The 15,901-nt window shown below is 55.4% G+C and carries 16 protein-coding genes; 5 read left to right on the top strand and 11 right to left on the bottom strand.

Annotated elements, in window-relative coordinates; all coding sequences use genetic code 11:
- Positions 1-3: 3 nt before the first annotated feature.
- Both C7476_RS22265 and C7476_RS22260 read right to left on the bottom strand, forming a co-directional pair.
- Positions 4-831 carry a uracil-DNA glycosylase gene (locus C7476_RS22265; protein ID WP_114432047.1) on the bottom strand — a complete coding sequence of 276 codons (828 nt, stop codon included), beginning with the start codon at positions 829-831 and terminating at the stop codon, positions 4-6.
- Positions 832-882: 51 nt separating this feature from the next.
- Positions 883-1,494, bottom strand: a complete 612-nt coding sequence (locus C7476_RS22260) for a hypothetical protein (protein WP_245426481.1) — start codon at positions 1,492-1,494, stop codon at positions 883-885.
- Positions 1,495-1,751: 257 nt separating this feature from the next.
- Here C7476_RS22260 and C7476_RS22255 point away from each other — a divergent pair, with 257 nt between their 5' ends.
- Positions 1,752-3,419: an electron transfer flavoprotein-ubiquinone oxidoreductase gene (locus tag C7476_RS22255; protein ID WP_114432046.1), complete on the top strand. Its 1,668-nt coding sequence runs from the start codon at positions 1,752-1,754 to the stop codon at positions 3,417-3,419.
- Here C7476_RS22255 and C7476_RS22250 read toward each other — a convergent pair.
- Positions 3,407-4,414 (bottom strand): endonuclease/exonuclease/phosphatase family protein, encoded by a 1,008-nt coding sequence (locus tag C7476_RS22250; RefSeq protein ID WP_181872559.1) that lies wholly within the window; start codon positions 4,412-4,414, stop codon positions 3,407-3,409. The two genes, C7476_RS22255 and C7476_RS22250, sit on opposite strands and share 13 nt — an antisense overlap.
- A gap of 492 nt (positions 4,415-4,906) precedes the next feature.
- On the opposite strand from C7476_RS22250, the gene C7476_RS22245 reads away from it, so the two are divergent.
- Positions 4,907-5,263, top strand: coding sequence for a VOC family protein (locus C7476_RS22245; RefSeq protein WP_114432044.1), 357 nt, complete (start codon positions 4,907-4,909; stop codon positions 5,261-5,263).
- Between the two features lie 2 nt (positions 5,264-5,265).
- Here the strand turns inward: C7476_RS22245 and C7476_RS22240 are convergent, their stop codons facing one another.
- The gene (locus tag C7476_RS22240; protein WP_114432043.1) at positions 5,266-5,712 is read right to left on the bottom strand and encodes a MarR family winged helix-turn-helix transcriptional regulator; all 447 of its coding nucleotides are present in this window, start codon (positions 5,710-5,712) and stop codon (positions 5,266-5,268) included.
- A 90-nt stretch (positions 5,713-5,802) separates the two neighbouring features.
- Between C7476_RS22240 and C7476_RS22235 the strand changes: the two genes are divergently transcribed.
- Positions 5,803-6,570 carry a VOC family protein gene (locus C7476_RS22235; protein ID WP_114432042.1) on the top strand — a complete coding sequence of 256 codons (768 nt, stop codon included), beginning with the start codon at positions 5,803-5,805 and terminating at the stop codon, positions 6,568-6,570.
- A gap of 3 nt (positions 6,571-6,573) precedes the next feature.
- Here the strand turns inward: C7476_RS22235 and C7476_RS22230 are convergent, their stop codons facing one another.
- The 4 genes from C7476_RS22230 to C7476_RS22215 form a co-directional block, all read right to left on the bottom strand.
- Entirely contained in the window at positions 6,574-8,082 is a 1,509-nt protein-coding gene (locus C7476_RS22230; RefSeq protein WP_114432118.1) for an AMP nucleosidase, read from the bottom strand.
- A 392-nt stretch (positions 8,083-8,474) separates the two neighbouring features.
- Positions 8,475-8,639 (bottom strand): hypothetical protein, encoded by a 165-nt coding sequence (locus C7476_RS28315; RefSeq protein WP_170113757.1) that lies wholly within the window; start codon positions 8,637-8,639, stop codon positions 8,475-8,477.
- 748 nt (positions 8,640-9,387) lie between these two features.
- Positions 9,388-9,789, bottom strand: coding sequence for a GFA family protein (locus tag C7476_RS22225; protein ID WP_114432117.1), 402 nt, complete (start codon positions 9,787-9,789; stop codon positions 9,388-9,390).
- Positions 9,790-10,159: 370 nt separating this feature from the next.
- Positions 10,160-10,507, bottom strand: coding sequence for a DUF2147 domain-containing protein (locus C7476_RS22215; protein WP_114432040.1), 348 nt, complete (start codon positions 10,505-10,507; stop codon positions 10,160-10,162).
- 440 nt (positions 10,508-10,947) lie between these two features.
- On the opposite strand from C7476_RS22215, the gene C7476_RS22210 reads away from it, so the two are divergent.
- Together C7476_RS22210 and C7476_RS22205 are read left to right on the top strand one after the other, a co-directional pair.
- Positions 10,948-11,214 carry a sel1 repeat family protein gene (locus C7476_RS22210; protein ID WP_114432039.1) on the top strand — a complete coding sequence of 89 codons (267 nt, stop codon included), beginning with the start codon at positions 10,948-10,950 and terminating at the stop codon, positions 11,212-11,214.
- Positions 11,215-11,340: 126 nt separating this feature from the next.
- Positions 11,341-11,571, top strand: a complete 231-nt coding sequence (locus C7476_RS22205) for a hypothetical protein (RefSeq protein ID WP_114432038.1) — start codon at positions 11,341-11,343, stop codon at positions 11,569-11,571.
- 48 nt (positions 11,572-11,619) lie between these two features.
- On the opposite strand, the gene C7476_RS22200 is transcribed toward C7476_RS22205, so the two are convergent.
- The 3 genes from C7476_RS22200 to C7476_RS22190 form a co-directional block, all read right to left on the bottom strand.
- Positions 11,620-12,147, bottom strand: coding sequence for a Dps family protein (locus tag C7476_RS22200; RefSeq protein ID WP_114432037.1), 528 nt, complete (start codon positions 12,145-12,147; stop codon positions 11,620-11,622).
- Between the two features lie 92 nt (positions 12,148-12,239).
- The gene (locus C7476_RS22195; RefSeq protein WP_114432116.1) at positions 12,240-14,246 is read right to left on the bottom strand and encodes an acetyl/propionyl/methylcrotonyl-CoA carboxylase subunit alpha; all 2,007 of its coding nucleotides are present in this window, start codon (positions 14,244-14,246) and stop codon (positions 12,240-12,242) included.
- Between the two features lie 23 nt (positions 14,247-14,269).
- Positions 14,270-15,877 (bottom strand): carboxyl transferase domain-containing protein, encoded by a 1,608-nt coding sequence (locus C7476_RS22190; protein ID WP_114432036.1) that lies wholly within the window; start codon positions 15,875-15,877, stop codon positions 14,270-14,272.
- Positions 15,878-15,901 lie beyond the last annotated feature (24 nt).

The raw sequence follows: 15,901 nt of genomic DNA, 5'->3' as shown, positions 1-15,901 counted from the left end.
AATCTAGTCCGTCAATGCACGCAGTCGAATTTTGACGTTGACGAAATCGCGCCAGGCGAAGCGCTTCTGGGCAGGATTTCGCAAAAGATAAGCCGGATGCAGCGTCGGCATCACCGGAATCTGGATGCCGGACGTGGTCAAATGGGCTTTCCAGTTTCCGCGCAGGCGCAAAATACCTTCCGTCGCATTGGTAAGCGCTTTGGCGGCCGGGCCACCGAGCGCGACGAGCAGCCTTGGATTGGCGAGCTCAATCTGGCGCTCGAAGAATGGGCGGCAAATCTCCGCTTCAAGTGGCGTTGGCGTCCGGTTGCCAGGCGGACGCCAAGGAATGGTATTGGCGATATAAACACTCGTCCGGTCGAGACCGATGGCCGCAAACATGCGATCCAGCAGCTGTCCCGAGCGGCCGATGAACGGCACACCTTCAAGATCCTCCTCGCGCCCCGGTGCTTCACCTACGAACATGATCGGAGCAGCAGGATTGCCGTCGGCGAACACGAGGTTCTTGGCAGTGAATTTCAAGTTGCAGCCGTCGAATGCGGCGAGCTGCTCGCGCAATTCCTCCAGCGTAGCTGCGCTTGAAGCCATCTGCCGCGCCATCGCAATTTTTGCGTCGTCCGGGACAGAGGCCTTGCTGAGGATGGATGGAGCCGGTTGGCTAGCTGCCGGTTGCTCAGGTCGCTGCTGCTGGGAAGGCCGAGCGGCCTGCGCGGGCGAAGCCGCAACACGCTTTGCCTCGATTTGGGAGAAGCGGTCGACCGGCGCATCTTCGAGAGGCGTATCGACGCCAGCCTCAGCATAGAAATGCAGCAGTTCGCGCAAATTGGTCAAGCGATAATCCTTTTGTCACTGAAGTCGCAAATTGCCGGTACAATTGCAAGGTCAGGAGGAAGGAATGCGTGGCTCCTGCACCAGATAAAACACGCGTTTGGGTGTGAAATCAGCAATAGGAAAATCAAAGCTCGCGCCAAAACCGGGATCGATCTTGCCATCCCGGAACACCATACGATCATAGGGCTCGAAGTCGTCGCTGAAAGTGCCGTAACCGGTCGATTTGATCATACCCCTCTTGTCACCTGGCTGGTAGAAGGAAAGTCCGTCGCCATAATCGCTTGGCACGTTAAGCTGTTCCTGCAGTTCAAACTCGAACTCGACCCAGGGATGACCACTGCTGTTGGTCGCCCGGACGCGCAGATAGAATAGAATCCCGGCATCCTCGCTCGGGTTAAGCTGCGCTATCTTTTCGGTACGAATGATGAGCGTTGTTGGTGTTACCGAGGGGAACTCTTCCGTGAGGATGATCGGATCCTGCATCGTTCCCGTGCCACTGATGGACCGGATGACGAAGCCGCCAAGCTCATCGGAAAATGAGTAAGGCCCCGCAGTCCAAAGCCGCGGATCTTCTTGTGCCGATCCTCTTGGAACGTAACCGACGAAAAGCATGCAGATGGCCATCGTGCCACGCAGCATCCAGTCCGTGCGGTATCGTTTCATCAGGTCTCCCATCGGTTGGCATGCGAGACAATAAGCTGAATTATGACTGAAACCGCATCCTGTGCAAACACTCTGTGAGAATGCAAAATATTGACGTTTACGTTAAAGTAATTTAGATTCTGCGAACCGTCGTGAAATGAGGGCAATTGGCCGCATCTGGAATGCATGACTGTCTGTGTCATATGGCTATTGTTGCGCTACAAAACGGGAAAATACTGCACAAAAGTGCGTACGGGAATGATTCTTAGGAGGATTGCATGAGCGAGGTAACCGAACTTCCAGAGCGCGAGAGCATGGAGTTTGATGTCGTTATAGTTGGAGGAGGGCCGGCTGGTCTATCCGCAGCGATCAAGCTCAAGCAGATCAATCCGGAATTGTCGGTTGTGGTCCTGGAAAAGGGCGGCGAAGTCGGTGCGCACATCCTTTCCGGCGCCGTGGTCGACCCAATCGGCGTCGACAAGCTCCTGCCGGGCTGGCGCGAAGAAGAAGGGCATCCCTTCAAGACGCCGGTTACGGCCGATCATTTTCTGGTTCTCGGACATTCCGGCTCGGTGCGTCTCCCGAATTTCGCCATGCCGCCTTTGATGAATAATCATGGCAATTTCATCGTCTCGCTCGGCAATGTCTGCCGCTGGCTGGGCACCAAGGCAGAAGAACTGGGCGTAGAAATCTACCCGGGCTTTGCCGGCTCGGAAGTACTTTACGACGACAATGGCGCTGTTGTCGGTGTTGCCACCGGTGACATGGGCATCGAGAAGGATGGCAGTCCCGGACCGGCCTACACGCGGGGCATGGCGCTGCTTGGAAAGTATATCCTGATCGCGGAAGGTGCGCGTGGTTCGCTCGCCAAGCAATTGATCAACAAATTCAAGCTCGATGAAGGTAAGGAGCCGGCCAAATTCGGTATCGGATTGAAGGAGTTGTGGCAGGTTGATCCGGCAAAGCACAAGCTCGGCCTCGTGCAGCATTCCTTTGGATGGCCACTGGACATGAAGACAGGCGGCGGGTCATTCCTCTACCATCTTGAGGACAATACGGTCGCCGTCGGCTTCGTCATGCACCTCAACTACAAGAATCCCTACCTTGCGCCATTCGAGGAGTTCCAGCGCTTCAAGACCCATCCGTCCATTCGTGGCCTCTTCGAAGGCGGCAAGCGCCTGGGCTATGGTGCGCGGGCGATCACTGAAGGCGGTTGGCAGTCAGTGCCGAAGCTGTCCTTCCCCGGAGGGGCGCTGCTCGGCTGCTCTGCTGGCTTCGTCAATGTGCCGCGTATCAAGGGTTCGCACAATGCCATGCTCTCCGGCATGCTAGCCGCCGAACATGTGGCGGAAGCGATCGCCGCCGGGCGTGCCAATGACGAGCTTATTGCTTACGAGAACGCTTGGCGCTCAAGTGAGATCGGCAAGGATTTGAAGCGTGTGCGTAACGTCAAGCCCATGTGGTCGAAGCTTGGCACAATCGGCGGTGTCATGCTCGGCGGTCTCGATATGTGGCTCAACACGATCTTTGGCGGCTGGTCACCCTTCGGCACGTGGAAGCATGGCAAGACCGACGCGGCCTCACTCGAACCTGCGAGCAAATACGCTCCCATCGCCTATCCAAAGCCTGATGGCGTCCTGACCTTCGACCGCCTCTCCTCGGTGTTCCTGTCGAACACCAATCATGAGGAAAACGAGCCGGTTCACCTGATCGTCAAAGACATGGGTCTGCAGAAAAGCTCCGAACTCGAAGTCTATGCCGGGCCTTCGGCACGTTACTGCCCGGCCGGTGTCTACGAGTGGGTCGAGGAGGCAAACGGCCCGAAGTTCGTGATTAACGCGCAGAACTGCGTGCACTGCAAGACATGCGATATCAAGGACCCCAACCAGAACATCAACTGGGTGCCACCACAGGGCGGCGAAGGACCGGTCTATCAGAATATGTGATTGCCTTGTCTCAGCACCGTCTGCTGATCTGGACCGCCATTGTCATCAACACCGCTAATCGAAAAGCGTAGCAGCAGCGGCAAATGATCCGAGCCGACAGGCTGCAGTGTTTCGACTCGCGTTTGAACAATTCGGTCCGAAACGAGGATGTGATCGATCGGCAGGCCAACCCAGCGCGCCGCATGTGCGAATGTGCCGTTCACGAGCCAGCTCGGGCGTAAGCCTTCGGCTGACGATGTCTTACTCACTTCGGTGATGGTTTTAAGTGTCTGACTCCAGCCTGTCGCGTTGAAATCGCCGGCAATGATCATTGGACCTTGGAGCCGCTCGAAGTAGGGCTTGATCGTCTCAACATTGCTGGCTTGGCCATAGGGCCACGGCCAGTCGAGGTGGATTGCAGTAATAACGGCGCTGCGTCCCCCGAAATCAACGCGTGCGAGACCGATCAGACTGTCGACACATTGTGGCGTGGTTCCGAGGGCGAATGGACGGCGGGAGAGAATTGCAACGCCGCCAATGTGGCTGCGGTTAGGGCAGTAGAGATTATAGGGATAGCGTGCTTCGATCGCTTTCAGTTTGGGGCGCCACGCTGTGGATACTTCCTGCAAGGTGATGACATCGGGGGCTTCTTGCGCGATCAAGCGAAGGACATCAGCCTGGTGACGATTGTCGTAGCGCAGGTTCAGCTGCATCAGTTTGTATTCCGGCTGGGCTGTTTCAGCTTCTGCGGAAGGTGCCGGGGAGGGAACAAGCACTGTACCAAGCGCGGTCAATGCCAACACCATTGCCATCAAACCTTCTCGCCACAGTCCGAGAATGAGGGCTGGAATGGCAGATACCGCCATCAGCACCGCAAGATGCATGCGGAAATGCGCAAAAGAATCGAAGAGCGGATGGGCCGCGCCGAAAAATCCCAGTACCAGCGGCACCGAAAACATCACCGGTACCAATACGGCGGCAAGTCTTATCCACGATAGCTTGTTCTCTGTCGTCATCCTCCGCATTAAACCGGCAATTGCGACGCAATCAAGATGGCAGTGCTTGTGATCTTGGGACAACCCGCAGCGCCGTTCGCCCGCATTTTATGCAACCCTGCATTCGTTGTGGTCTGCGACAATTCCAGCCATGTGTGGAGGAGTTTTATAAGCAGAAGCAGCAAGCGCCGAGCGAACCGGCGCATCGAGAAGATGGGCCTCCTCGACCCGGCACGGGCCCTGCGGATAAAACTGGAGGTGAACTTTGTGGTGGTTACCATTTAGTATCACGCTGACTACGAAAAGAACCCGGACGAGTTGGTCGCTCAGCATCCGGGTTCAATTCAACTAGTCAGAAAAAGGAGGGGCGGGTGAAAACCCGCTCCTCACTCCAAACCGGAATATAGCAGCTTTTCCATTATTTCCAAGCAGCGCTGTTTTGGACTTTAGGCGCATGACAGAGATGATTAGTGTGAGAGCTCGGACGAGACTCAATCTTGCGGAGGGTGTCCCGTGATCGTAAAACGTATCGTTCCAAATTTTGCATGTCCTGACCCCGGCAGCGCTCGTGACTTCTATGAAACCTTGCTGGAACTGAAAGTCGTCATGGATCATGGATGGATTCTGACATTTGCATCGGACATTCCGGCAAGGCCGCAGATCAGCATCGCGAGCGGAGGAGGATCAGGCACCCCTGTGCCCGACATTTCGATCGAAGTGGAGGATGTCGATATGGTCTATGAGCGGGCGAGAAAGGCCGGCTATGAGATCGCATATGATATCGCAGATGAGCCCTGGGGCGTACGGCGTTTCTACGTCCGCGACCCAACCGGGCGATTGGTCAACATCTTGGCCCATGCAGTTGATTAAAATCACAAGAGCTTCTTCAAGCCCTTTAGAAGTCGATCATGCTCGCCGTCTGTGAGCAGTTCTTCAAGTTTACCATGTGATTTCTTCCATATAGGCACGACTTCCGAAAGCAGGTGCATACCATCCGGCGTCAGTGCCATGAGGCGGCTACGTTTGTCGGCAGGATCGACCACAACCCTCACCAGTCCGCGGCGCTCCAGCGGCTTGAGGGCAGCGGTGAGCGTCGTCCGGTCCATCGCGAGCAATGAGGCGACGGAGCTCAGGTTGGGCGGCGTCGGCCGGTTCAGCGACATCAATAGCGAAAACTGTCCGTTGGTGAGATCATATGGCCGCAACGCTTCATCAAAGCGCCGGGCGAGGGCACGCGCCGCCCGCTGTACAGCAAGACACAGGCACGTATCGCGAACATGGATCGTTGTTTCGTAAGGAACTGAAATGGGCTTTGACATGGCCTATATATGTTGATATCAACATAATTGTCAATATTCAATCACAAGCCATCTATACAATCCGGTCGATCATGAGAAGGAGGAGCTATCATGTCCAATTCCGGTAATTTTGTTTGGTATGAACTGATGACCAGCGATGCGGAATCTGCCGAGCGCTTCTACAGCAATGTCGTCGGCTGGAGTGCACAAGACGCTGGCCATCCGCAGATGAAATACACCTTGATGAAAGTAGGCGAGGCTCCGGTTGCCGGTATGATGACAACACCGGAGGGCTGCAATACCGGCGTCGAGTCAATGTGGTCCGGCTATATTGCGGTCGACGACGTCGATCAGTTTGCCGTTCGCGTAAAGGATGCGGGAGGCAAGATAACAGTCGAACCGCAGGACATACCGGAAGTCGGCAGGTTCGCGATCGCTGCTGATCCGCAGGGCGCGCCGTTCACTCTGTTCAAGCCATCGATGGAGGATCGCGGCGACAACCCAAAGCCCCCTGCGCCGGGTACAGTCGGCTGGCACGAATTGAACACCAGCGACTGGAAGGGCGCCTTTGAATTCTATTCCGGCTTATTTGGCTGGACGAAGGGCGAAGCCATGGATATGGGCGGCATGGGCACATACCAGATCGTAGAGCGCGACGGCCAAATGTTTGGCGCCATGATGAACAATCCTGAGCCGTCATCCCGTCCAGCCTGGTGCTACTATATCTGTGTGGACGACATCAACGCCGCTGAATCGCGGATCAAGGACAAGGGCGGCAAGGTTGTCTTCGGGCCGATGGAAGTCCCCGGCGAGCAGTGGGTTTTGCAGGCGCTCGACCCGCAGGGTGTGTCTTTCGCTCTTCTTGGCCCTCGCAAATAAGCTCTACTGAAACGCCATCTCGTAGAAACTGCGCAACTTTCTGGAGTGCAGTTTCTCGGGTGGCATTTCAGCCAGTTTTTCAAGGGCACGAATGCCGATCTGCAAGTGTTGCGCCACTTGGCGTTTGTAAAACTCCGTCGCCATGCCCGGCAGTTTCAATTCACCGTGCAGCGGCTTGTCGGAGACGCAGAGAAGCGTTCCGTAAGGCACGCGAAAGCGAAAACCATTCGCCGCAATTGTCGCCGATTCCATGTCAAGTGCGATCGCGCGCGATTGCGACAACCGTTTAACGGGGCCGCGCTGGTCCCGTAGCTCCCAATTGCGGTTGTCGATTGTTGCCACGGTTCCGGTACGCATGACGCGCTTCAGATCATATCCCTCGAGCCCGGTAATTTCCGCGACTGCCTGTTCGAGTGCGACCTGCACTTCGGCAAGTGCGGGGATCGGCACCCAGACCGGCAAATCGTCATCCAGCACATGATCTTCGCGCACGTAGGCATGGGCCAACACATAGTCGCCAAGCGCTTGCGTGTTGCGCAGCCCGGCGCAGTGGCCAAGCATCAGCCAGGCGTGCGGCCGCAGCACGGCGATATGATCGGTAATCGTCTTGGCGTTGGAAGGGCCGACACCGATATTGACCATGGTGATGCCCGAACTGTCGTCACGTGCGAGGTGATAAGCCGGCATCTGCGGTAGCCGGCCAATCGGTACGCCCGACGTCGGCGCATCATCACCGGCTTCGGTGATGAGGTTACCCGGCTCGATAAACCGCTGATAGCTGCCGCCGCCTTCCGCCATCAGTCCGCGCGCCAATGCGCAAAATTCGTCGATGTAGAACTGGTAGTTGGTAAACAGCACGTAGTTCTGAAAATGCATCGGTCGCGTCGCCGTGTAGTGCGACAGTCGGTGCAGGGAATAGTCGACCCGTTGTGCGGTAAATGGCGACAGAGGCATGATGCTGTCGAGGTCGTCGGTTTCATATTCGCCGTTGACGATGCGATCATCCGTCGCTGCGAGATCCGGTACATCGAAGAGATCGCGAAGCGGGCGGGTGAATGCATCCGCTACAGATGATTCCACGTGGGTGCCCTCAAGAAAGGCAAAGTGGATGGGGATAGGCGTTGTGGATTCCTGCACCGTCACAGGACCGCCGTGGTTGCGGATCAACAGCCTTATCTGTTCCTCAAGATAATTGTCGAACAGGTCCGGCCGCGTGATCGTCGCCGTATATTGGCCGGGCGCCGACACATGGCCGAATGCCAGGCGGGAATCGATCTGCGCATAGCTCGATGTGGAAAGACGCACTTCCGGATAGAAAGCGCGGAAATGCATTGTGTCGCGTTCTTCGCCTCGCGCAACCCTGTCGAAGGCATCGCGCAAAAATTGCGTATTGCGTTCATAAAGCACGCTGAGCGCCTGAACAGCTGCCTTGGCATCGGTAAATTCTTGCGCTTCCACATGGCTGGGCATGCTGATGGCGGTGGGCTTCTTGGTTCCGATTCTTTTGTCCATGCCCCAATATAGTGACATAGTATGACACTTGAAAAGCGGCGTCTTAGAGCGGTTTGCAATCATATTGGATCGATCCTGTTTCTCGGATGGCGAGACATCCACGCGGAAGGTGGCGAGGTCGATGTGTTTCCATCGTCCGACGCCGCCCGACAAGTGGTTGGCCGCCAGCCGGAAACCCGGCCGTTGGTTTGCTCTCGCAAACCAACAAGCTGTTAAACCCGCTGATCGAACCCCGTTTCGCAGAAACGCGGTTCGATCAGTGGGCCGGGTGATTTAGGCCAAAATCCTTCGGGTTTTGGCTTTGTCTGATGGATAGGCATCGCCTCGCCAAACCTCTCGGCCTTGAATCAAATTCCCTCCGGCAGGATGATTCAATATGACTGCAAACCGCTCTAAACTCTCTGCAGGCTAACGAGGAGAACCAGCCCTATGCCGCCATTTGATGGGTTCCGCCCCTCATAGCTCGCAGCAAAAGCCACGACAGGACCAACAAGAATGGCGGAGAAAATCAGCGCACGCAGAAAAAGCAGCGATAAATTTGCGGTTGATTGTATCATGATCCCCTCACTCCTTGTCCCGGTGTAGCTTTGCGTTGTTGGTTTCGAGACAATGGCTCAACCGATCTGAACCAAAGCTGATGCGTTCGTTCATCGCGCGTTCAACAGGAAGTGTGCTTTCTTGAATCGTACGTCGTCCACCCAAGAGCAATTGAGGCGCGGAAACCGATGCTTGGTTTTTGCCTGGCAAATCAGCAAGCTGTTCCACCGACGGGGGTGAATTCAAGCCGAGCGGTGGGATTGTCCCGGTGGCAAGGTTTGGTTTTCGGCCTCACCAGCCTTGACCCTATGCGAGCATGAAAGGCTCTTGTTCGGACGCGGCTATGGGACAGGAAATCTTTGCTTAACTCTTCAAAATTTTGAAAGCAAAAAGGCAACCATGGAGGGACCACCATGGCTGCCTGTCTTTTTGCCTATGACCAGCGAAGGATCTGTCCAGGCGTCTTGGTCTTGCATTGTTCAATCCAGGCAGGCGACGTACCAACGAATAAAATAGACGATGCTGTTTTTATTCTTGGCCTCCCAGAATTTCACTCAGGCTTTGTATGCTGGGAGGATGCACACAAACGACGATGACTCAACAATGCAAGATAAAGGAACTTCAATATTCGGCATTTCGAAACAACTTCACGCTGAAAGCTGATTCATAGGAGATATCGCGAATTTCCACAATTATACCTTAGTCTAATCGATTGAATTTAAAGAAAATGGGGCAACGCAAGCCATAACTGGTATTATGTAAATTACTTTACAAATGGCGAATTTCTGCAGGTTGACGCTCCCAATGATCGTGCTTTCCATCCTGGTACTCAACGGGAGCGCTCAATAGCTCCTCAGGGGTCAAATCGTCCAGACAGGCGACGTTTATTGCGTAGAACACACCCATATCCGCTGTTTCACCACAGCCGAAGGGTTTGATCCCACACGTCCGGCAGAAGAAATGGACGATGGTTCGGCTGCCAAACTGGTATTCAGTCAAATGATTTGCGCCAGCTGTTATCCGAAGGGCATTTTCGTCAACGAATGCCTTCCAGAAGCGTGTCTTTGCACAAAGCGAGCAGTTACATTTGCTCGTACCATGGTCGAGATCGATGTCGGCCTCGAAGCGGACAGCGCTGCAATGACAGCTTCCATGAAATGTGTTTTTCACTCTTTCCTCCGATTTGTGCATAACTCTTCAGTTAAATAACCTATCGGTTTTATAAAGGTCGCCATCGACAAGGTCAAGTTTGCGGTCACCACTTTCTTGAGCCATTTCGGGCATCAGCTTGCGCAGCAGCAGGATTGCTCACTGTTTGATTTGTCGGAGATGGAGGAGAAGTGGTCGTATCACGCGCCGCGGGGCACTAGGGTCACCCTGGAATTGAAAAGGACCCGGACAGGCAAGCAAGTCATCGTCCGGGTCCTTTTCAATAAACTAAGAAAAGGGAGGCGGGTGAAAACCTGCCTCCTGCTCCAACAACAAGATAACATTTTCCGTCATATTGCCAAGTGGCATCTGGTCTAGGCCCCGGCGTTGTCTACTGCCGCGTCAGGCTTTCGCTCTTGCAGATCAGCCCACCCATCACGCATCCGGAAAGCGAGAGCTTGCTCCCGCTGGCCGTCGCCTTGCCATTATAGGTCTTGCCTTCATCGAGCTTGTTGACCGTGCCCTTATAGGACCCGTCTTTGCCCGACATTGAACCAATCGATTTGCCCTTGTACTCCCCCGTCAAAACGGTGCCGCAGTAGGAATCCGCACCGCACGACGAATACTGAATGATGGTTCCGTTTGGCCGCTTCCAGGAGCCAACGATAGGCTCTTCCGCAAGGGCAGGGCCTGCCATGAAGATGAAACCGGCACAGGCCAGCACTATTTTGCGCTTCATACTTTCCTCCCGAAATGCGTGGCTGCACACCATCCACGCAGTCCGGCGATATTACGCATACGTAAACGTAATTCAAGGTCACTTTCGACAGAATTTCGATCCTTGCAGCCATGCAATGTCACGAAATTATAATCACTCCTCGCCTGGCAAACCTGTTCTTTGGTTATCAAATGCTTGAAATGGCTTACCTGCATTTTACGAGAGTTTTCGACAAATACCCGCAATTGCTGGCGCGTTATATTTAATGAATTCCCAAATTTACGAGTTGTTTTTGTTTTGTTTGTGCCCGGTTAATCATGCCCTTTAACAGCAATTTCAAGCCTATGCTGCATTATCGAAAGCATCAAAAGAACACGCCAAACAACAAAACGAGCGGTTCTCAGAAGTCTAACAGGGAATTCGTCAAGTAACGATTCGGGTTCAACGAGGAATTTGGTAAAATGGCACGCTTTGATCTTCAATATACCGATAGTGGGCACGCCGGAGGCTCGGCGCAGACAGATATTCTCTTCGAAATGGGAATTATGTACGCAACAGGCCGGGATTGCGCTATCGATCTCGTGGCTGCCCATAAATGGTTCAATATCGCCGCCATCAAAGGGTGCGACCGGGCGGCAGAACTGCGGGCGGAACTTGCTCAATCAATGTCGAAGCCCGATATCGCTGCGGCCCTGCGTGGTGCGCGCGAATGGATGACCTCCCACTAAGGCCACAACCCATTCTGCACAAAATCCCATATTGTGAACTCAATCACAACGGGATATCGTAATGTTTGCAACCGTGGGTATACAATTGATTGCCTTGTCACGTATGGAGTGTGGCTGTGCGTACGTATGATTCTTGATGAAGACGGGGAAGTTATGCTTGACGATCTTGAAGGATTGCTATCGAGATTAATGGATGCTCAAAAGCAGCTGATATTGTTGTCTGCCAAGTCGAAAGCATTTCCGGATAACAACACATTGAACAAAGTTGCCACCTTATCTCTCAACATTTCAGCGGTTGAAGCGCTCATCGCCGACGCCCGGGACCAGAAGGCCCGGCCGGTCAAGGCCAATGATTGAGCATTGGAAACTCCAGCTTGGAAAGCTGGAGTTTGTTTTGTTCGCCGCTTAGATGCTGGCCGGTCCGACGCGTGTGGCTTCGAACAGGAACCAGTGCCTGCGCTCTGTCTCATCTATGAAGTTTTCGATGATACTTGTGGTGGCGCTGTCGCCATGCTCGCTGCAGAGCTCGTGAACCTGGCGCAGATAGCCGATGAAGCTTTTGGTGTCGTCGCGGAGCTCCGCCAGCATGTCTTCCGGCGTGACGAAATTGGCATCATTGTCGGGGATACGCTGTTGGGCGCCGATCTGTCCAATGGACTTCAACGTGGTGCCCCCGATCTTCCGGACCCGTTCGGCGAGGACGTCGGTCATCGCGAAAATCTGCTCTGCCTGTTCGTCCAGCAGGAGATGGAAATCGCGAAAGTGCGGGCCGCTCATGTGCCAGTGAAAATTCTTGGTCTTCATATAAATTGCGAATGTATCTGCGAGCAGAGCATTTACCGCTCCAGCGATATCGCGCACTGCGTTACCGCCCAGATCGCTGGGGGTAGCGGTCGGTGCACGTTTGATGGTCTGCAGGGATTTTTTAGCCACGGGTCGATCTCCTTGACGTAGGAAAACTCTTCGATTTGACGCTCGGTCGAGTGCCGCGCTCGTTCTAGCACGCGTTATCCAACATTTCTGCCTCAATTCTTGGTTGTATCGGCAGGTGCTTCCTCAAACCGCACCAAGGGGAAATTCTCTTTGACTTGCGAGTTTCCGGACACGATCTCGGCAATTTTGCCATCATGCGGCGCAGTAATCGAGTGCTCCATTTTCATGGCTTCGAGCACCAGCAATATCTGACCTTTTTTGACCAGATCACCGGCGGCTACCCGCACGGCCTTCACCAGGCCCGGCATCGGAGCGGTAAGCCGGTCTCCGGCGCTGCCTGTCTGTTCGGCGAGCAGAAAAGGATCGGCGATGCTGAACGTCGTTGCCATTCCATTGGGGACTACGGCTACGCCATGCGCTATAGCGATGGTCTTCGCCCGCAAATTCATGCCCTTGCCGGTGAGGTGCCAGCCTTGCGGTTCATGTCGTACACGCAGTTCGATAACAGCATCGGAACCGGAAATCGCGTAGCGCTCGTCTCCAAGCACTGACACACCATACCGCACGATCTGTCCGGCGTTTTCGAGCAAGACGGGATAGGCCAGCCCGTTGTGATGACTGTAGCCGCGCAGGGCAGTCCACGGATCACCATGGACCGGTCGCTTCAGGAGACCGCTGGCAGAGAGGATAGCCAGTTCCTTGGCACCAGGTGGCGTCGCCATGGGAACGATCAATCCTGCAAGATCGCGGTCGATCAGTCCTGTATCGACGTCACCTGCGGCAAATCCCTGATGGCGGATCAGCGCCGACAGGAATGGCGCGTTCGTGGTCGTACCGGCAATTTCCGTTTGGCTCAGTGCGCTCTCCATTGCGGCAAGCGCAAATGGGCGATCGGCGCCGTGCACCACAAGCTTGGCGATCATTGGATCATAGTAGGGCGAGATCGTATCGCCAGTCCGAACGCCGGTTTCGACACGAACCTCGCCGTCCTGCAGTGCATTGGGAAACGACAGATGGTGCAGCGTGCCGATGGCTGGCAGGAAACTTTTCGCAGGGTCTTCCGCATAGAGCCGCGCCTCGATAGCATGGCCGTAGAGAGGGATTTGCTTTTGGGATAGTGGCAACTCTTCGCCTGCCGCAACACGCAATTGCCACTCTACCAGGTCAAGCCCGGTGATCATCTCGGTTACCGGGTGTTCCACCTGCAGCCGCGTATTCATTTCCATGAACCAGAAACGGTCGGGCTTCAGCCCTTCCGTGGCATCGACGATAAATTCGATGGTGCCCGCGCCGGAATAGTTGATCGCTTGCGCTGCCTTGACGGCCGCACTGGTCATTGCAGAGCGCACCTCTGCGGTGATGCCTGGGGCAGGGGCTTCCTCGATGACCTTTTGATGGCGGCGTTGCAGCGAGCAATCGCGCTCGTAGAGATGCACAACATTGCCGTGATTGTCGCCAAATACCTGCACTTCGATATGGCGGGGTTTGGCGATGTACTTTTCAACCAGCACACGATCATCACCAAACGCACTCTTGGCTTCGCGCCGCGCGCTTCCCAGCGCCTCGGCGAAATCATCGGGATTGTCGACCTTGCGCATGCCTTTGCCGCCACCGCCGGCGCGCGCCTTGATCAGGACCGGATAACCGATCTCGCGCGCTTTGGAGGCGAGCACGACCAGTTCCTGCGCCTCGCCATGATAGCCCGGAACGACAGGCACGCCGGCCTTTTCCATCAACCGTTTGGCTGCATCCTTGAGCCCCATGGCCCGGATGGAATCCGCGGAAGGTCCGATAAAGACCAGACCGGCTTTCACCACGGCATCGACAAAACCCGGATTCTCGGAAAGGAACCCATAGCCAGGATGAATGGCCTCGGCTCCACTTTTCAGGGCAGCGTCGATGACGTGGTCGGCCCGCAGATAACTGTCGGTGACGGGTGCGGGACCAATATGAACCGCCTCATCGGCCATCGCCACGTGCAGCGCGTGCGCATCTGCATCGGAATAGACCGCGACAGTGCCGATACCCATTCTCTGCGCCGTACGAATGACGCGGCAGGCGATTTCGCCACGATTGGCAATGAGGATTCTGGAGAACATTTTTGTCATTGTTTTCGCTCCCATCACATCCTGAACATGCCAAAGCGCGTTTCCTCGATAGGCGCGTTCAGCGCTGCAGAAAGGGAAAGCGCCAGCACTTCGCGGCTTTTTGCCGGGTCGATGATGCCATCATCCCAAAGCCGCGCCGAGGAATAGAGCGGATGACCCTCGCGCTCATATTTTTCAAGAATCGGCGCCCGGAATGCCGCTTCATCGCTGGCTGACCACTCTCCACCCTTGCGCTCGATGCCCTTTCGCTTGACCAGCGCCAGAACGGTGGCCGCCTGTTCGCCGCCCATGACCGAAATGCGGGCATTCGGCCACATCCAGAGGAAGCGCGGCGAAAAGGCTCTGCCGCACATGCCGTAATTGCCGGCGCCAAACGAACCGCCGACGATCATCGTTACCTTGGGCACACGCGCTGTAGCGACAGCCGTGACAAGCTTGGCGCCATCCTTGGCGATCCCGCCAGCCTCGTAGGAGCGTCCAACCATGAACCCGGTGATGTTCTGCAGGAAGACCAGCGGGATGCCGCGCTGCGTGCACAGCTCGATGAAATGGGTACCTTTCAGCGCGCTCTCGGAAAATAGCACGCCATTATTGGCGATGATACCAACCGGCATGCCGTAGAGATGCGCAAAGCCGGTTATCAGCGTCGTGCCATAGTTCTGCTTGAACTCGTCGAATTCCGAACCATCGACAATGCGGGCGATCAATTCCCGCGCATCGTATGGCTGGCGCAGATCGCTCGGTATGATGCCGTAAAGTTCATGTGGATCATAAAGCGGCGGAATCACCTTGCGAAGATCGAGACCTATCTCCTTCTTTCGATTCAGGTTTCCAACGATACGCCGGGCAATGGCAAGCGCGTGCGCATCATCCACGGCGTAGTGGTCGGCAACGCCGGACTCGCGTGTATGCACTTCCGCACCGCCGAGTTCCTCTGCCGAAACCTCTTCACCTGTCGCTGCTTTGACCAAGGGAGGGCCGGCAAGAAAAATCGTTGCCTGGCCTTTGACCATGATGGTTTCTTCCGACATGGCGGGCACATAGGCGCCACCCGCCGTGCATGATCCCATGACCACGGCGATCTGCGGGATGCCCGCCGCCGACATGTTTGCCTGGTTGTAGAAGATACGGCCAAAATGCTCTCGATCCGGAAACACCTCGTCCTGGTTGGGAAGATTTGCGCCACCGGAATCCACAAGATAGAGGCAGGGCAGATTATTCTGCATGGCGATCTCCTGCGCCCGCAGATGCTTTTTCACCGTCAACGGATAATAGGTGCCACCCTTCACCGTCGCATCATTGATGACGATCATCACTTCCTTGCCGGATACCCGGCCGATCCCTGCAATCAGACCGGCGGATGAAATTGTATCGTCATACATATCCCAGGCGGCAAACTGGCCAATTTCCAGAAAGGGCGAACCGGCATCCAGAAGCTGCGCCAAGCGATCACGCGGGAGGAGCTTGCCGCGCGACGTGTGTCGCTCGCGCGCCTCATCCGTACCGCCCTTGATTACCAGTTCCGCCTTGGCCCGGATATCACCGACCAGTGCCTGCATTCGCTTTGTATTGGCAGTAAAGCTTTCGGACGTGGTGCTGATCTGGGAGGTGAGGACGGTCATGCGGTCTCCTGTTATCGGCAAGTA

Origin of the sequence: Phyllobacterium bourgognense (assembly GCF_003337575.1) — a bacterium.
Lineage (GTDB): Bacteria > Pseudomonadota > Alphaproteobacteria > Rhizobiales > Rhizobiaceae > Phyllobacterium > Phyllobacterium bourgognense.
Note: the sequence above shows the minus strand (reverse complement) of the source record. Positions and strands in the feature narration are given on the sequence as shown.